At 60.7% G+C, this 14769-nt stretch carries 14 protein-coding genes; 12 read left to right on the forward strand and 2 right to left on the reverse strand.

What is annotated here, in order from left to right; genetic code table 11:
• Positions 1-473 precede the first annotated feature (473 nt).
• The 4 genes from ASD64_RS16955 to ASD64_RS16970 all read left to right on the forward strand — a co-directional run bounded on the left by ASD64_RS16955 (position 474) and on the right by ASD64_RS16970 (position 4246).
• Positions 474-1838, forward strand: coding sequence for an NAD(P)-dependent oxidoreductase (locus ASD64_RS16955; protein ID WP_056107290.1), 1365 nt, complete (start codon positions 474-476; stop codon positions 1836-1838).
• A 2-nt stretch (positions 1839-1840) separates the two neighbouring features.
• The gene (gene preA / locus ASD64_RS16960; protein ID WP_056107293.1) at positions 1841-3154 is read left to right on the forward strand and encodes an NAD-dependent dihydropyrimidine dehydrogenase subunit PreA; all 1314 of its coding nucleotides are present in this window, start codon (positions 1841-1843) and stop codon (positions 3152-3154) included.
• Positions 3155-3257: 103 nt separating this feature from the next.
• Positions 3258-3776: an RrF2 family transcriptional regulator gene (locus tag ASD64_RS16965; RefSeq protein WP_056107615.1), complete on the forward strand. Its 519-nt coding sequence runs from the start codon at positions 3258-3260 to the stop codon at positions 3774-3776.
• Positions 3777-3787: 11 nt separating this feature from the next.
• On the forward strand, positions 3788-4246 hold the full coding sequence (locus tag ASD64_RS16970; protein ID WP_056107297.1) for a carboxymuconolactone decarboxylase family protein: 459 nt from the start codon (positions 3788-3790) through the stop codon (positions 4244-4246).
• 23 nt (positions 4247-4269) lie between these two features.
• Here the strand turns inward: ASD64_RS16970 and ASD64_RS16975 are convergent, their stop codons facing one another.
• Positions 4270-4899, reverse strand: coding sequence for a TetR family transcriptional regulator C-terminal domain-containing protein (locus ASD64_RS16975; protein ID WP_056107299.1), 630 nt, complete (start codon positions 4897-4899; stop codon positions 4270-4272).
• Positions 4900-5138: 239 nt separating this feature from the next.
• On the opposite strand from ASD64_RS16975, the gene ASD64_RS16980 reads away from it, so the two are divergent.
• The 8 genes from ASD64_RS16980 (at position 5139) to ASD64_RS17015 (ending at position 14171) form a co-directional block, all read left to right on the forward strand.
• Positions 5139-6467, forward strand: coding sequence for an aspartate aminotransferase family protein (locus tag ASD64_RS16980; protein ID WP_056107302.1), 1329 nt, complete (start codon positions 5139-5141; stop codon positions 6465-6467).
• A 66-nt stretch (positions 6468-6533) separates the two neighbouring features.
• Positions 6534-7796: a Zn-dependent hydrolase gene (locus ASD64_RS16985; protein WP_056107305.1), complete on the forward strand. Its 1263-nt coding sequence runs from the start codon at positions 6534-6536 to the stop codon at positions 7794-7796.
• Between the two features lie 60 nt (positions 7797-7856).
• Positions 7857-8693 (forward strand): hypothetical protein, encoded by an 837-nt coding sequence (locus ASD64_RS16990; RefSeq protein ID WP_200957845.1) that lies wholly within the window; start codon positions 7857-7859, stop codon positions 8691-8693.
• An 83-nt stretch (positions 8694-8776) separates the two neighbouring features.
• The gene (gene hydA, locus ASD64_RS16995; protein ID WP_056107308.1) at positions 8777-10228 is read left to right on the forward strand and encodes a dihydropyrimidinase; all 1452 of its coding nucleotides are present in this window, start codon (positions 8777-8779) and stop codon (positions 10226-10228) included.
• Between the two features lie 171 nt (positions 10229-10399).
• Positions 10400-11191 (forward strand): ABC transporter ATP-binding protein, encoded by a 792-nt coding sequence (locus ASD64_RS17000; RefSeq protein ID WP_056107618.1) that lies wholly within the window; start codon positions 10400-10402, stop codon positions 11189-11191.
• A 5-nt stretch (positions 11192-11196) separates the two neighbouring features.
• On the forward strand, positions 11197-12075 hold the full coding sequence (locus ASD64_RS17005; RefSeq protein ID WP_056107311.1) for an ABC transporter permease: 879 nt from the start codon (positions 11197-11199) through the stop codon (positions 12073-12075).
• Positions 12072-13181 (forward strand): ABC transporter permease, encoded by a 1110-nt coding sequence (locus ASD64_RS17010; protein WP_156460198.1) that lies wholly within the window; start codon positions 12072-12074, stop codon positions 13179-13181. Before ASD64_RS17005 ends, ASD64_RS17010 begins: the two co-directional genes overlap by 4 nt.
• Before the next feature lie 24 nt (positions 13182-13205).
• Positions 13206-14171, forward strand: coding sequence for an ABC transporter substrate-binding protein (locus ASD64_RS17015; RefSeq protein ID WP_056107315.1), 966 nt, complete (start codon positions 13206-13208; stop codon positions 14169-14171).
• 55 nt (positions 14172-14226) lie between these two features.
• Here ASD64_RS17015 and ASD64_RS17020 read toward each other — a convergent pair whose 3' ends face one another.
• Positions 14227-14700: an Lrp/AsnC family transcriptional regulator gene (locus ASD64_RS17020; protein ID WP_056107317.1), complete on the reverse strand. Its 474-nt coding sequence runs from the start codon at positions 14698-14700 to the stop codon at positions 14227-14229.
• Between the last annotated feature and the right edge of the window lie 69 nt (positions 14701-14769).

Raw genomic sequence — 14769 nt, forward strand, 5'->3', positions numbered from 1 at the left:
AAAAGGCAGCGTGGCAATGAATAAGTATGCCTTCCCTTCGTCATCCTAGGGCGGAGCAGGCCGAAGGCCGTCGCGCAGACCCTGGGATCCATGCCGTGACCAAGCGGCAGCGCATAAAGGGTTCGGAAGATGACTCATCATTCTGATCCGCCCCGCATACCCAATCCTCACGGCATGGATCCTCGGGTCGTGCCTATCGCTCCGCTCAGGCTTGCCCGAGGATGACGAAGCAGAAAAGCACCGCGTCATCCCGGAAGCGAGCCGAGCGAAGCGACGGCGATGCTTTCCGGGATCTATGCCGTGATCTATCGGGGCAGGCAGATACGGCTTAATCAAGGTTATTCATCTCAAACATGATTAAAATCATCATGTTTTTACCATGACTTTTCAATGACTTGCATCGAAAATTGACCAATTGATAAAAAATCAGGATGTGCTAGCCTTTCTCCAACGATAACAAAGGGGAATGTGGAATGGCGACAGGTCATTTCAAGGATGGTATTACCGATGGTAGGCTGCCGGCTGAAGCCTATGCCGACAATTTTTCGGATCTGCATCCGCCACTCGATCACCACGAAGCGCTGGTCGAATCCGACCGCTGTTATTTCTGCTACGATGCGCCGTGCATGACGGCGTGTCCGACCTCGATCGACATTCCGCTGTTCATCCGGCAGATCGCGACCGGCAATCCGCTCGGCTCGGCCAAGACCATTTTCGACCAGAACATTCTGGGCGGCATGTGTGCCCGAGTCTGTCCGACCGAGACGCTGTGCGAGGAAGCCTGCGTGCGCGAGATAGCCGAGGGCAAGCCGGTGCAGATCGGCCGCTTGCAGCGCTACGCCACCGACGTGGCGATGGACGAGGAAAAGCAGTTTTACCAGCGCGCGGCTTCGACAGGCAAGACAATCGCGGTCGTCGGTGCCGGGCCAGCCGGTCTTGCCGCTGCCCACCGCCTTGCCCGCCATGGCCATGACGTCACCGTTTTCGAGGCCAAGCCGAAGTCCGGCGGCCTCAACGAATATGGCATCGCGGCCTATAAGAGCACCGATGATTTCGCCCAGGCCGAGGTCGATTACGTGACCGCCATCGGCGGCATCGATATCCGCAACGGCATGGCGCTCGGCCGCGACGTGCAACTTGCGGAACTGGTCAAATCCCACGACGCCGTGTTCCTCGGCATGGGCCTTGGCGGCATCAACGCGCTGCGAGCCGAAGGCGAAGACGCAAAGGGCGTCGAAAACGCCGTGGAATTCATTTCCGAGCTCCGGCAGGCCGAGGATTTGACCAAGCTGCCGATCGGGCGGCGTGTCGTCGTCATCGGCGGCGGCATGACGGCGATCGACGCCGCCCTGCAGTCCAAGCTGCTTGGGGCGGAAGACGTCACCATTTGCTACCGGCGCGGCAAGGAAGACATGAATGCCTCCGGCTTCGAGCAGGATCTGGCGGCGGCCAACGGCGTCACCATCCGCCACTGGCTCCAGCCCAGGCGGGTGATCTCGCACAATGGCAAGGTCACCGCCATCGAACTGGAATATACTGCCCTGAAGGGCGACAAGCTTACCGGCACCGGCGAAGTCCTGACGCTGCCGGCCGACCAGGTGTTCAAGGCGATAGGCCAGACCTTCGTTCCGGCAGCGCTCAACGGCAGCGTCGCGTCGGTTGAACTCGAAGGCGGGCGCATCAAGGTCGATGCGGAAGGGCGCACGTCGATGCCCAAGGTGTGGGCTGGCGGCGACTGCATCCGTGGCGGTGAGGACCTGACGGTGACCTCCGTCGCTCAAGGCCGCGACGCTGCCGAAAGCATTCACAAAGCACTCACCGCAAACGGGAGGGCATGAGCATGGCTGACATCCGCAACAATTTCGTCGGTATCAAGTCGCCAAATCCTTTCTGGCTGGCCTCCGCGCCGCCGACCGACAAGGCCTACAATGTCGAGCGCGCATTCAAGGCCGGCTGGGGCGGCGTGGTGTGGAAGACGCTGGGCGAGGAAGGTCCGCCGGTCGTCAACGTCAACGGCCCGCGCTACGGCGCGATCTGGGGCGCCGATCGACGCCTGCTCGGCCTCAACAACATCGAGCTGATCACCGACCGCGATTTGCAGACCAATCTGCGCGAGATGAAGCAGGTCAAGATGAACTGGCCGGACCGGGCGCTGGTCGCCTCGATCATGGTGCCTTGCGAGGAACAGGCGTGGAAGGCGATCCTGCCACTGGTCGAGGAAACCGGCGCGGACGGCATCGAGCTCAATTTCGGCTGCCCGCATGGCATGAGTGAACGCGGCATGGGTGCGGCCGTCGGCCAAGTGCCGGAATATATCGAAATGGTGGTGCGCTGGTGCAAGCAATATTCGCGCATGCCCGTCATCACCAAGCTGACGCCCAACGTCACCGACATCCGCAAGCCGGCAAGGGCAGCCAAGGCCGGTGGAACCGATGCGGTGTCGCTGATCAATACCGTCAACTCGATCACTTCGGTCAATCTTGACACATTCTCGCCGGAGCCTTCGATCGACGGCAAGGGGTCGCATGGCGGCTATTGCGGCCCGGCGGTCAAGCCGATGGCACTGCACATGGTGGCCGATATCGCCCGCGATGCCGAAACGCGTGGCCTGCCGATTTCAGGTATCGGCGGCGTCACCACCTGGCGCGACGCAGCCGAGTTCATGGCGCTCGGCGCCGGCAACGTGCAGGTCTGCACGGCGGCGATGACCTATGGCTTCAAGGTCGTGCAGGAGATGATCGCCGGCCTCGAAAACTGGATGGACGAAAAGGGCCACCGTTGCCTCGACGACATCATCGGCCGCGCCACGCCCAATGTCACCGACTGGCAATACCTCAACCTGAACTATGTCGCCAAGGCGCATATCGATCAGGACGCCTGCATCAAATGCGGCCGCTGCCACATCGCTTGCGAAGACACCTCGCACCAGGCCATCACCGCGATGGTTGATGGCGTGCGGCACTTCGAGGTGATGGACGACGAATGCGTCGGCTGCAATCTGTGCGTCAATGTCTGCCCGGTCGAAGGGTGCATCACCATGGTGCCGCTGGAAGCGGGCGTGCTCGACCAGCGCACCGGCAAGCCGGTGTCGCCGGTCTATGCCAACTGGACGACGCATCCCAACAACCCGATGGCCAAGGTCGCGGCTGAGTAGGAACCCCTCACGAGGCGGCGCTTTTGCGCCGCCTTTTTCATCGTTCTATTGCGGATATAAAATATCCATGATAAATAATATCTATGATTGGAAAGGTGATGGCATGAAATTGGGCGAAGGCGTCGAGGCTTCGATCCATTGCGCGGCCATGCTTGCCGGCGTGGAAGGCGACGCGACCTTGTCGGGCGCGGCTATGGCGGAAGCGTTCGGCGTCTCGCCGAGCTACCTGCTCAAGCACCTGAATACCCTGACCAGTGCTGGCGTGCTGGAATCGTTGCCCGGTCCTGCCGGCGGCTATCGCCTGGCGCGGCCGGCGGAGCGCATCTCTCTGCTCGATATCGTCCTGGCGGTGGAGGGCGCGCAGCCGGCCTTCAGGTGCGGCGAGATCCGTCAGCGCGGGCCAGTCAAGCTGCCCGCTTCGGCCTATATGAAGCCATGTGGCATCAATGTTGCCATGCTCAAGGCAGAAAAAGCCTACCGCGCCGCTTTGGCTGTCGAGAAGCTTTCCGACATCGTTGCCGGTTTCCAGAACGATGCCGATCCGCGCGCGGTGGCGGCCAGTTGCGCGTTTGTCGCGCGACATCAGCGGCTGCAGAAATCCAGTTCTCCCAGATACAAGTGAAAGGAAAGACGATGAAACAGAGATTGCAATTCTTCGCCAAGGCCCCGGCCCTCATGAAGCAGGTGCAGGCGCTCAACCAGGCGGTCGAAAACTCAGGTCTTGAACGCTCCTTGCTGCATCTCATCAAGCTCAGGGCGTCGCAGATCAACGGATGTTCGTTTTGCGTCGACATGCACAGCCGCGAGGCGCGTGAGGATGGCGAGACCGAGCAGCGGCTCTACCTCGTTGCCGCGTGGAAGGAATCGCCGCTTTATTCCGAACGCGAGCGCACGGCTTTCGCCTGGACCGAGGCCGTCACCAAAATTTCGGAAGGGGGCGTGTCCGATGCGCTTTACGAGCAGGCGCTGAAGCATTTCTCCGAGGAAGAATTGACCAGGCTCACCGTTGCCGTCGGCATGATTAATGTCTGGAACCGGCTGTGCGTCAGCTTCCACGCACTGCATCCGGTACAGCAAGCCAAGGCTGCCTGACTAACACCGAAGCAGGGGCTCGATCAGCGCGCCGGAGTGAGGCCGTTGACGATCAACTGCTCCAGAAAACGGGCGGCGTCTTCGAAGCGGCCGTCGCCGCCTCGGTCGGGACCCAGCACTGCCCGAACCTGCACGTCGAAATCGGCGTAGTGTTGGGTTGTCGCCCAGATCGCGAAGATGAGATGATAAGGGTCCGTCCCGGCGATCTTGCCTGCATGCATCCAGCCTGTGATGATTGCCGCCTTTTCGTCGACGAGGCTTTTCAATTCGCCTTCCAGCATCGGCATGATGCGTGGCGCACCTTGCAATATTTCGTTGGCGAAAAGCCGGCTCTGGCGTGGAAAATCGCGCGCCATTTCAAGCTTGCGGCGAACATAGCTCTTGAGTTCGGTGATCGGATCTCCGACATCGTCAAGTTCGCGCAGCGGCGCCAGCCATGTGTCAAGCAATCGCTGCATCAGGGTTTCGTGGATGTCTTCCTTGCGGCGGAAGTAATAGAGCAGGTTGGGCTTCGACATTCCGGCCGCTTCGGCGATCTGGTCTATGGTGGAGCCGCGAAAACCGTTCGCCGCGAACACGTCGAGCGCTGCTTCGAGAATAAGCTCGCGCTTTTCCTGCTGGATGCGAGTGCGGCGTGGAACAGGCGCTTCCATTTCTATGCTCACCTCAACCAAGCCAAGGCTTTGGCTTAAATCTGGACCAATGATCTGGACCAGTTTTTACTGGCCTGTGGAGCGCGCTTTCAAAGGCGCATCCCGGCTACTAATAGCTTGACCGCCACCATGGCGGTGCTAACGTTTGTCCAATCGGTCAAAAATTGCGTAGCACGAATTTATGGCAAGGACCAAGCGTTGGCCGCAACGAAACAAGAAACCAAAGGGATAGCTTGGTCATGTCTAACCGGCTCAAGGTAACGCCGAACGATCTTAGTGCATTCTGGATGCCGTTTACGGCCAACCGGCAGTTCAAGCAGACGCCTCGAATGCTGGTTGCGGCGAAGGATATGCACTACACGGCGAGCGATGGTCGCCAGATCATGGACGGCACAGCCGGCCTGTGGTGTGTGAACGCCGGCCATTGCCGCCCCAAGATCACGGAAGCGATCCAGCAACAGGCGGCCGAGCTCGATTACGCGCCGGCCTTCCAGATGGGCCATCCGATCGTGTTCGAACTGGCGAACCGGCTGGTCGACATCGCGCCGAAGGGCATGGACCATGTGTTCTTCACCAATTCCGGTTCGGAATCGGTCGAGACCGCCCTCAAGATGGCGATCGCCTATCACCGCGTTAAGGGGGAAGGCTCGCGCACCCGCCTGATCGGCCGCGAGCGCGGCTATCACGGCGTCAATTTCGGCGGCATCTCGGTCGGCGGCATCGTCTCCAACCGCAAGATGTTCGGCACGCTGCTCACCGGCGTCGACCACATGCCGCATACGCATTTCCCGGATAAGAACGCATTTTCGCGTGGCGTTCCGGAACACGGCGCTGATGTCGCCAGCGAGTTGGAACGCATCGTTGCGCTGCACGACGCCTCGACCATCGCGGCGGTCATCGTCGAGCCGGTCGCGGGTTCCACCGGCGTCATCCTGCCGCCGAAGGGTTATCTGCAGAAGCTGCGCGACATCTGCACCAAGCACGGCATCCTGCTGATCTTTGATGAAGTCATCACCGGTTTCGGCCGTCTTGGTGCGCCGTTCGCCGCCGACTATTTCGGGGTCATTCCCGATATCATGACCACCGCCAAGGGCGTTTCCAACGGCGTTATTCCTATGGGCGCGGTGTTCGTGAAGAGGGAAATCCATGATGCCTTCATGACCGGGCCGGAACACCTGATCGAGTTCATGCACGGCTACACCTATTCGGGCAACCCGATTGCCTGTGCTGCAGCCCTCGCCACGCTCGACACCTACAAGGAAGAGGGGCTTTTGACGCGCGGTGAAGAACTCGCGCCTTACTGGGAAGATGCGCTGCATTCGCTGAAAGGCGAGCCGAACGTCATCGACATCCGTAATATCGGTCTTGTCGGCGCGATCGAACTGGCGCCGATTGCCGGCGAGCCGACAAAACGGGCTTTCTCGGCCTTCCTCAAGGCGTTCGAACGCGGCCTGTTGATACGCACGACCGGCGACATCATCGCGCTGTCGCCGCCGCTCATCATCACCAAGGGCCAGATCAACGAATTGGTTGATCACGTTCGCGAAGTGCTGCGCGCGGTCGACTGACCGAAGGCCTATAACAGGCGGCGACGGGAACCGCCGCCTGTTGTGAAATTGAATGAGAGGAACTGCATGTCCGCACCCGGCGAGAATCTGCGTATTGATGCCGAGCGGCTGTGGGCTACGCTGCTTGAGATGGCGAAGATCGGGCCAGGCGTTGCGGGCGGCAACAACCGCCAGACGCTGACCGATGCCGATAAGGCAGGCCGCGACCTGTTCAGGTCCTGGTGCGACGCTGCCGGGCTGACCATGGCCGTCGACAGGATGGGCACCATGTTCATGACCCGTGCAGGCAGCGATCCCGATGCGCTGCCTGTCTATGTCGGCTCGCATCTCGACACCCAGCCGACCGGCGGCAAATATGACGGGGTGCTGGGCGTGCTCGCCGGGCTGGAGGTGGTGCGCAGCCTCAACGACCTCGGCATCAAGACCAGGCATCCGATCGTCGTCACCAACTGGACCAACGAGGAAGGTGCGCGCTTTGCCCCGGCCATGCTGGCATCGGGCGTGTTTGCCGGCGTGCATTCGCTCGACTTCGCCTATGGCCGCAAGGACCCGGACGGCAAGAGCTTCGGCGACGAGTTGAAGCGCATCGGCTGGGTGGGGGAGGAGGAAGTGGGCGCGCGCCGGATGCACGCCTATTTCGAATACCACATCGAGCAAGGGCCGATCCTCGAGGTCGAGAACAAGCAGATCGGCGTCGTCACCCATTGCCAGGGCCTGTGGTGGCTGGAGTTCACGCTGACCGGCAGGGAAGCCCATACGGGCTCGACGCCGATGGCGATGCGGGTCAATGCCGGGCTGGCGATGGCGCGCATCTTCGAGATGGTGCAGAAGGTGGCGATGGATGCGCAGCCGGGTGCGGTCGGCGGCGTCGGCCAGGTCAAGTTCTCGCCCAATTCGCGCAACGTGCTGCCGGGCACGGCGGTGTTCACCGTCGACATCCGCTCGCCGGACCAGGCCAAGCTCGACGGCATGCGGGCCCGCATCGAGAAGGAGGCGGCGGCAATCTGCGCCGACCTCGGCGTCGGGTGCGCGGTCGAGGCGGTGGGCCATTTCGATCCCGTCACCTTCGACCCGGTGCTGGTCGGGCGGGTGCGCAAGGCGGCCGAGAACCTCGGCTATTCGCACATGAACCTGATCTCGGGCGCCGGCCACGACGCCTGCTGGGCCGCCAAGGTCGCACCGGCGACGATGGTGATGTGTCCGTGCGTGGGCGGCCTGTCGCACAACGAAGCCGAAGACATTTCAAAGGAATGGGCCGCCGCAGGCTGCGACGTCCTCTTCCATGCCGTCCTCGAAACCGCCGAGATCGTATCGGACAAGATGGAGTGAGTAGACCGCCGTATGGATGTCGATGCGCTACTGCAAAGCGTAATCCGGTTCTCCAACTTCATGACGTCGAGGCTGATCGTCTCGGGCGTGGTGTTCTACGTGGCGGCGGGGTTCACCCCGATAGGCAGCACGTCGGCGGGATTCCTGCCGGATGTCGAACTGGTGAACAAGGTGGTGCAGAACTACCAAACCATCTTCGACGTGCTGGGGGTGTCGGATTTTGCGCTTCTTTTGATCCTGTTCATTTTTCTGACCACGATCCACATCATCTACGTCGTGTTCCGCCGCATCGGGGAGTATCTGCCGCCAGCGATCCTGCCACTGCCGGGCTGGACAGCAACCGACGACGTGACGCTGAGCGCGTTCGATATCCTGCGAGAAGCCCGCGGCACGGAACATACCGAAGAGGAAAATCAGCGCCTCTACGAATTCAAGAAGAAGCTCAAGGATATCGAGGAAAGCATCGAGAAGGACTACCGGGCCGAACTGGAAGGCGTGAACGCAGCCTTTGCCATATCGAAGACGTTCATCCTGTTTTCGGCAGGGGCATGGGCCTATGCAATGGCTTCCGGCGGATATTCGGGCGACACCAATTTCCTTCTGTTGATCCTCGGTCTCTCATTGTTGACGGCGCTCTACACGACGTTCGCAATTTTCCGCGCCAATCATTTCCGCATCGGCAATCTGCGCGAGGACATCATCGTCCAGTTTCTGGGCTTCGCGAGAATCTGGCTCACGGAAGACTATCAGCAGCAGATCGCCAAGGCCTGCACGCCATCCCGCAGCTTGCGCTCGGCACACTTTGCCGTGGTCGTTCCGGTCTATGGCACGCTCGACGTGCTGATCGAGGATATGCGGCAGTGGCGCAGTCGGCGACAGCGGAGGATCGCGAACTGAACTGACAGCGCAGTAGCAGCGCCAAAAGACTCGTACGGTACGAAACCGACAAACAGCACTACGGAATACGGGGAACAAGAACAATGTCGAAAGTCATCAAGAACGGCACTATCGTCACTGCTGATCGCACCTATAAAGCGGACGTGCTGTTCAAGCACGGCAAGATCATCGGTATCGGCCCGGACCTGCATGGCGATCATGAGTTCGACGCCACCGGCTGCTATGTCATGCCGGGCGGCATCGACCCGCATACCCATCTGGAAATGCCCTTCATGGGCACATATTCGTCGGACGATTTCGAGAGCGGCACGCGAGCGGCGCTTGCCGGCGGAACCACCATGGTGGTTGATTTCTGCCTGCCCGCACCGCAGCAATCGCTGCTGGAAGCGTTGCAGATGTGGGACAACAAGACCTCCAGGGCGGCCTGCGACTATTCTTTCCACATGGCGATCACTTGGTGGAGCCAGCAAGTGTTCGAGGAGATGGCAACGGTAGTCGACCGAGGCATCACCTCATTCAAGCATTTCATGGCCTACAAGGGCGCACTGATGGTGGACGATGACGAGATGTATGCCTCGTTCCAGCGCTGTGCAGGGCTTGGCGCGTTGCCGCTCGTTCATGCCGAGAACGGCGATGTGGTGGCCGCGCTTTCACAGAAACTGCTTGCCGAGGGCAACAATGGTCCGGAGGGCCATGCCTATTCGCGCCCGCCCGAGGTGGAGGGTGAAGCGACCAATCGTGCCATCATGATCGCGGATATGGCCGGCGTCCCGCTCTACGTGGTCCATGTGTCGTGCGAGCAGAGCCATGAAGCGATCCGCCGCGCACGCCAGAAGGGCATGCGCGTATTTGGCGAGCCGCTTATCCAGCACCTCACCCTGGACGAATCCGAGTATTTCGACAAGGACTGGGACCACGCTGCGCGCCGCGTGATGAGCCCGCCATTCCGCAACAAGCTGCACCAGGACTCGCTGTGGGCCGGCCTTCAGGCGGGATCGCTGCAGGTGGTTGCGACCGATCACTGCGCCTTCACCACCAAGCAGAAGCGGTTCGGCGTCGGCGATTTCACCAAGATTCCGAACGGAACCGGCGGCCTTGAGGACCGTATGCCGGTGCTTTGGACCAGGGGCGTCAATACCGGCCGGCTGACGATGAACGAGTTCGTGGCCGTGACTTCGACCAACATTGCCAAGATCCTCAACATGTATCCCAGGAAGGGCGCCATCGTTGACGGTGCCGATGCCGACATCGTGGTGTGGGATCCCAGGCGCAAAAAGACGATTTCGGCAAACAGCCAGCAGTCGGTGATCGACTACAATGTGTTCGAGGGCATGGAATTGACCGGCATGCCGCGCTTTGTCTTTTCTCGTGGCGAACTGGCCATTCAGGAAGCCGAGGTCAAGACGAAACCTGGACATGGCGAATTTGTTTCCCGCGAGCCGTATATGGCGGTCAATCGGGCGCTGTCGACCTGGAAGGAAATCTCCGCGCCGCGCAAGGTCGAGCGGACAGGCATTCCGGCGACAGGGGTTTGATTTGCACCTATTGTATCTTTTGGCGGCGGTCGCCATTGTCGCGCCCGCGCAGACGCTTGCGCAATTCATGACAACCGGCAAAAAGCGTGTGAGAAGCAATGACTGCGGCAATTTTCTGGGAGAAGCGGTCAGGTGTCGATAATGATCCCAGAGCCAAAACAGGCTGCCAGCATGGCTGAGATAAAGAATGCCGTCATCGAGGCCGAGAAGCTAGGGCTGACCTTCCACACCAATGACGGCCCGGTGCAGGCGCTGGCCAATGTCAACCTGAGCATTGGCAAGGGCGAGTTCGTCTCCTTCATCGGTCCTTCCGGTTGTGGCAAGACGACCTTGCTGCGCGTTATTGCGGATTTGGAAAAGCCGACATCGGGGAAAATCCTGGTCAACGGCATGTCCGCCGAGCAGGCCCGCGCGCGCAGAGCCTACGGCTATGTCTTTCAAGCGGCGGCACTGCTTCCATGGCGCACGATCGCCAGCAATGTCGCCCTGCCGTTGGAGATCATGGGCGTGTCCAGGGCCGAGCAGGCCGCTCGTATCAAGCGCACGCTCGATCTGGTCAACCTGTCGGGATTTGAGAAGAAATATCCGTGGCAGCTCTCCGGCGGCATGCAGCAGCGTGCCTCGATCGCGCGTGCGCTTGCCTTCGACGCCGACCTGTTGTTGATGGATGAGCCGTTCGGGGCGCTCGACGAGATCGTGCGCGATCACCTCAATGAGCAACTGCTCGAATTGTGGGGGCGCACCGAAAAGACGATCTGCTTCGTGACCCACTCCATTCCCGAAGCCGTTTATCTGTCGACGCGCATCGTGGTGATGTCGCCGCGCCCCGGGCGGGTGACGGATATCATCGAATCGACGCTGCCCAAGGAGCGGCCGCTCGATATCCGCGAGACGCCGGAGTTCCTCGCAATTGCCGCCCGCGTGCGCGACGGCTTGCGCGCCGGCCATTCCTACGAGGATTGAGCGGGATGGATCGCCTTCGCGACAAGATCATCCCGGTCACCACACTGCTGGCATTGCTTGTGGTTGGCTGGTACGCGTTTGCGGTTGTGCTCAACGGCCCATTCCAGCGCGACCTAGATCGGCGCGCCGGTGAGGTGCCGGGCACACTGGAATTCCTGGTGAAGACATGGTCGCAGCCGAAGCCGACCCTGCCTGCACCCCATCAAGTGGCGCAGAACTTCTTCAAGACGACTTTTACGGTGAAGCCTTGGAGCAATCGCAGCCTCGTCTACCATTCGTGGGTGACGCTGTCCTCGACCTTCGTCGGCTTTATCTTCGGTGCGGCGCTCGGCATCCTGATTGCCGTTGGTATCGTGCATTTCGCTTCGCTCGACCGCAGCCTGATGCCATGGATCATCACTTCGCAGACCATTCCAATCCTCGCCATCGCGCCGATGGTGGTGGTGGTGTTCGCCGCGATCGGCGTCACCGGTTTGTTTCCAAAGGCGCTGATTTCGACATACCTGTCGTTCTTTCCCGTAGCGGTCGGCATGGTGAAAGGTTTGCGCTCGCCTGAACTGATGCATCTCGACCTGATGCACACCTATAATTCCACCCGCCCGCAAATATTCTGGAAGCTCAGGGTGCCGGCCTCGATACCGTTCCTTTTCGCTTCCATGAAGGTCGCCGTCGCTGCAAGCCTTGTGGGTGCAATCGTCGCCGAGTTGCCGACAGGGGCGGTCGCCGGTATCGGCGCAAAACTTCTCTCGGGTTCCTACTACAGCCAGACCATCGAAATGTGGGCGGCCCTTGTTGCAGGCTCTCTGGTTGCCGTGGTGCTGGTCGCGCTGGTCGGTATTGCTGGCCGCATCACCGATCGAGCCATGGGCGGGAGGCCGGCATGATGCGCGGCTTTGTCTGGCAGATTGCGCTGACCCTGGTTCTGGTTCTTGTCGGAGCTGCGCTGGAAGTGGGCGCTGCGCAAGGAACGGCAGATGTGTGGCCGGCGCTTGGCGTGGTTGCTGTTGCGGCCTTGTTAGCCGCGGCAGTTGCCACCCGCCCTTTGACCGAGGCGGTTGTGCTGTTTGCAGGCGCGCATCTTGGTGCCTGGCTGCTGCTTTCAGGTATTACTGGTCACGAAGGACAGGCCGGCGCGTCGTTTTATCTGGCACTGGCCGGCGCGTGGCTGCTGGCCTGGCGCTGCGTGACGGTGCTGTCGGCATTCAAACCAACATCGCGACAGGCGGCTGCCGTTCTCGGGCTTGTCATTCCGGTGATTTTCGGCGCCTGGATACTGATCATCTGGGAGGCAATCGTACGCGGTGCGGGCATTCCGTTCCTGCTGCTGCCGCCGCCAAGCGCAATTGCGGTGCGTATTTCTGCATCTGCCGCGATCCTCGCAGCCGACGTGAACCAGACCATCTTCAAGGCGGTTGTCGCCGGCTATGCCATTGGCTGCTGCACCGGATTTGCGGCAGCGATCGCGGCGGACCGCTTCGTTTTCCTGCGGCGGGGCCTGCTGCCGATCGGGAATATGGCGGCGGCGCTGCCGATCATCGGTGTCGCGCCGATCATGGTGATGTGGTTCGGGTTCGACTGGCAGTCGAAGGCGGCAGTCGTCGTCATCATGACGTTCTTTCCGATGCTGGTGAACACCGTCGTCGGGCTGACCGCATCCAGCCATATGGAGCGCGATCTGATGCGCACCTACGCGTCCGGCTACTGGCAGACGCTTTTCAAGCTGCGTCTGCCAGCCGCGATGCCGTTTATTTTCAACGCACTGAAGATCAACTCGACGCTCGCCCTCATCGGCGCGATCGTCGCGGAATTCTTCGGCACGCCGGTGGTCGGCATGGGCTTCCGCATCTCGACCGAGGTCGGACGCATGAACATCGACATGGTGTGGGCCGAGATCGCGGTTGCAGCGGTCGCTGGTTCGGTCTTCTATGGTGCGGTTGCTCTCATCGAGAGGGCCGTCACGTTTTGGCATCCGTCTATCCGTGGTGGATAGGTGGCACTTCAGAGGGTGAAAAGAATGAAAAGACTGATCGTTTCCATGCTTGCCGGCGCAATGTCGCTGGCTGCAGTACAAAGCTGGGCTGCCGACCAGGTGACCCTGCAGTTGAAATGGGTGGCGCAGGGCCAGTTCGCCGGCTATTTCGTGGCCAAGGACAAGGGCTTCTACGAAGAGGAAGGGCTCGACGTCGACATCAAGAACGGCGGGCCTGACATTGCCCCCGAGCAGGTCATCGCCGGTGGCGGTGCCGATGTCATCGTCACCTGGATGGCGGCCGCCCTGGCTGCTCGTGACAAGGGCGTCAACCTGGTCAACATCGCCCAGCCTTTCGCCAAGTCCGGCCTCGAACTGATCTGCCCGAAGGACGGCCCGGTCAAAACCGAAGCCGACTTCAAGGGCCACACACTCGGCGTCTGGTTCTTCGGCAACGAGTATCCGTTCTATGCCTGGATGAACAAGCTGGGCATCCCGACCGAGGGCGGCGCGGACGGCGTGACCGTTCTGAAGCAGAGCTTCGACGTGCAGCCGCTGATCCAGAAGCAGGCCGACTGCATCTCCGTCATGACCTACAACGAGTACTGGCAGGCGATCGACGCAGGCTTCAAGGCTGAGGATCTCGTGGTCTTCAACTACACCGACCTCGGCAACGACCTTCTGGAAGACGGCCTTTATGTGCTTGAAGACAAACTGAAGGACCCGGCCTTCGAGGACAAAATGGTCCGTTTTGTACGGGCCTCGATGAAGGGTTGGAAATATGCCGTCGAGAATCCCGACGAGGCGGCAGGCATGGTGATCGAGGCCGGCGGCCAGGACGAGAACCACCAGAAGCGTATGGTGGGCGAAGTGGCCAAGCTTATCGGTTCGGGCAAGCTCGATCCGGCAACCTATGAGCGCACCGCCAAGGCGCTGCTCGACCAGAAGATCGTCACCAAGGAGCCGGCGGGCGCTTACACGACCGCGATCACGGACAAGGCGCTTCAGTAGTCAATTCTGGCTGGTGCAATTCAAGGAAGGGGCGGGAAGCCGCCCCTTTTTCGTTTTATAGTACCTTGTCCTGGACGCGCCGCTCCTTGATCGTGCTCATGACAAAACTGGTCTCGAGCGAGGCGACACATTTCAGGCGCGCGATTTTCTGCTTGATGAACCGCTCATAGTCTCCGAGGTCGGAAGCTGCGACCTTCAGCATGTAGTCGCGTGAGCCGGTGACGAGGTAGCATTCCAGCACTTCGTCCCAACCTTGCACGGCTTGTTCGAACATGACGATCTCGTCTTCGTTCTGTTGGCTGAGCCGGATGGTGGCGATGGCGATCATGGTCCAGCCGAAAGCCGCCGGGTCAACCAGCGCCGTATAGCCACGGATGACGCCGGCATCTTCCAGCCGCCGCACCCGCCGCAGGCAAGGCGACGGAGACAGGCCTATGCGCTCGGCAAGCTCATTGTTGGGCAGGCGCGCGTCCGCCTGCAATTCACGGAGGATCTTCTGGTCGAATTCGTCCGCAATTTTCTGCTGCATTTAGGGTACCGCATGAACCTGGATTGCGCGATCGCAGCCACAGCGGCTGCAAAATAGCAAGGACCGATC

The organism is Mesorhizobium sp. Root157, assembly GCF_001427385.1.
In the GTDB taxonomy this organism is placed as follows: domain Bacteria; phylum Pseudomonadota; class Alphaproteobacteria; order Rhizobiales; family Rhizobiaceae; genus Mesorhizobium.

Bases quoted from the DNA above. Each gene is read 5' to 3' on its own strand.
- ASD64_RS16955 (WP_056107290.1), top strand. From the start codon at position 474: ATGGCGACAGGTCATTTCAAGGATGGTATTACCGATGGTAGGCTGCCG.
- preA (WP_056107293.1), top strand. From the start codon at position 1,841: ATGGCTGACATCCGCAACAATTTCGTCGGTATCAAGTCGCCAAATCCT.
- ASD64_RS16965 (WP_056107615.1), top strand. From the start codon at position 3,258: ATGAAATTGGGCGAAGGCGTCGAGGCTTCGATCCATTGCGCGGCCATG.
- ASD64_RS16970 (WP_056107297.1), top strand. From the start codon at position 3,788: ATGAAACAGAGATTGCAATTCTTCGCCAAGGCCCCGGCCCTCATGAAG.
- ASD64_RS16975 (WP_056107299.1), bottom strand. From the start codon at position 4,899: ATGGAAGCGCCTGTTCCACGCCGCACTCGCATCCAGCAGGAAAAGCGC.
- ASD64_RS16980 (WP_056107302.1), top strand. From the start codon at position 5,139: ATGTCTAACCGGCTCAAGGTAACGCCGAACGATCTTAGTGCATTCTGG.
- ASD64_RS16985 (WP_056107305.1), top strand. From the start codon at position 6,534: ATGTCCGCACCCGGCGAGAATCTGCGTATTGATGCCGAGCGGCTGTGG.
- ASD64_RS16990 (WP_200957845.1), top strand. From the start codon at position 7,857: ATGACGTCGAGGCTGATCGTCTCGGGCGTGGTGTTCTACGTGGCGGCG.
- hydA (WP_056107308.1), top strand. From the start codon at position 8,777: ATGTCGAAAGTCATCAAGAACGGCACTATCGTCACTGCTGATCGCACC.
- ASD64_RS17000 (WP_056107618.1), top strand. From the start codon at position 10,400: ATGGCTGAGATAAAGAATGCCGTCATCGAGGCCGAGAAGCTAGGGCTG.
- ASD64_RS17005 (WP_056107311.1), top strand. From the start codon at position 11,197: ATGGATCGCCTTCGCGACAAGATCATCCCGGTCACCACACTGCTGGCA.
- ASD64_RS17010 (WP_156460198.1), top strand. From the start codon at position 12,072: ATGATGCGCGGCTTTGTCTGGCAGATTGCGCTGACCCTGGTTCTGGTT.
- ASD64_RS17015 (WP_056107315.1), top strand. From the start codon at position 13,206: ATGAAAAGACTGATCGTTTCCATGCTTGCCGGCGCAATGTCGCTGGCT.
- ASD64_RS17020 (WP_056107317.1), bottom strand. From the start codon at position 14,700: ATGCAGCAGAAAATTGCGGACGAATTCGACCAGAAGATCCTCCGTGAA.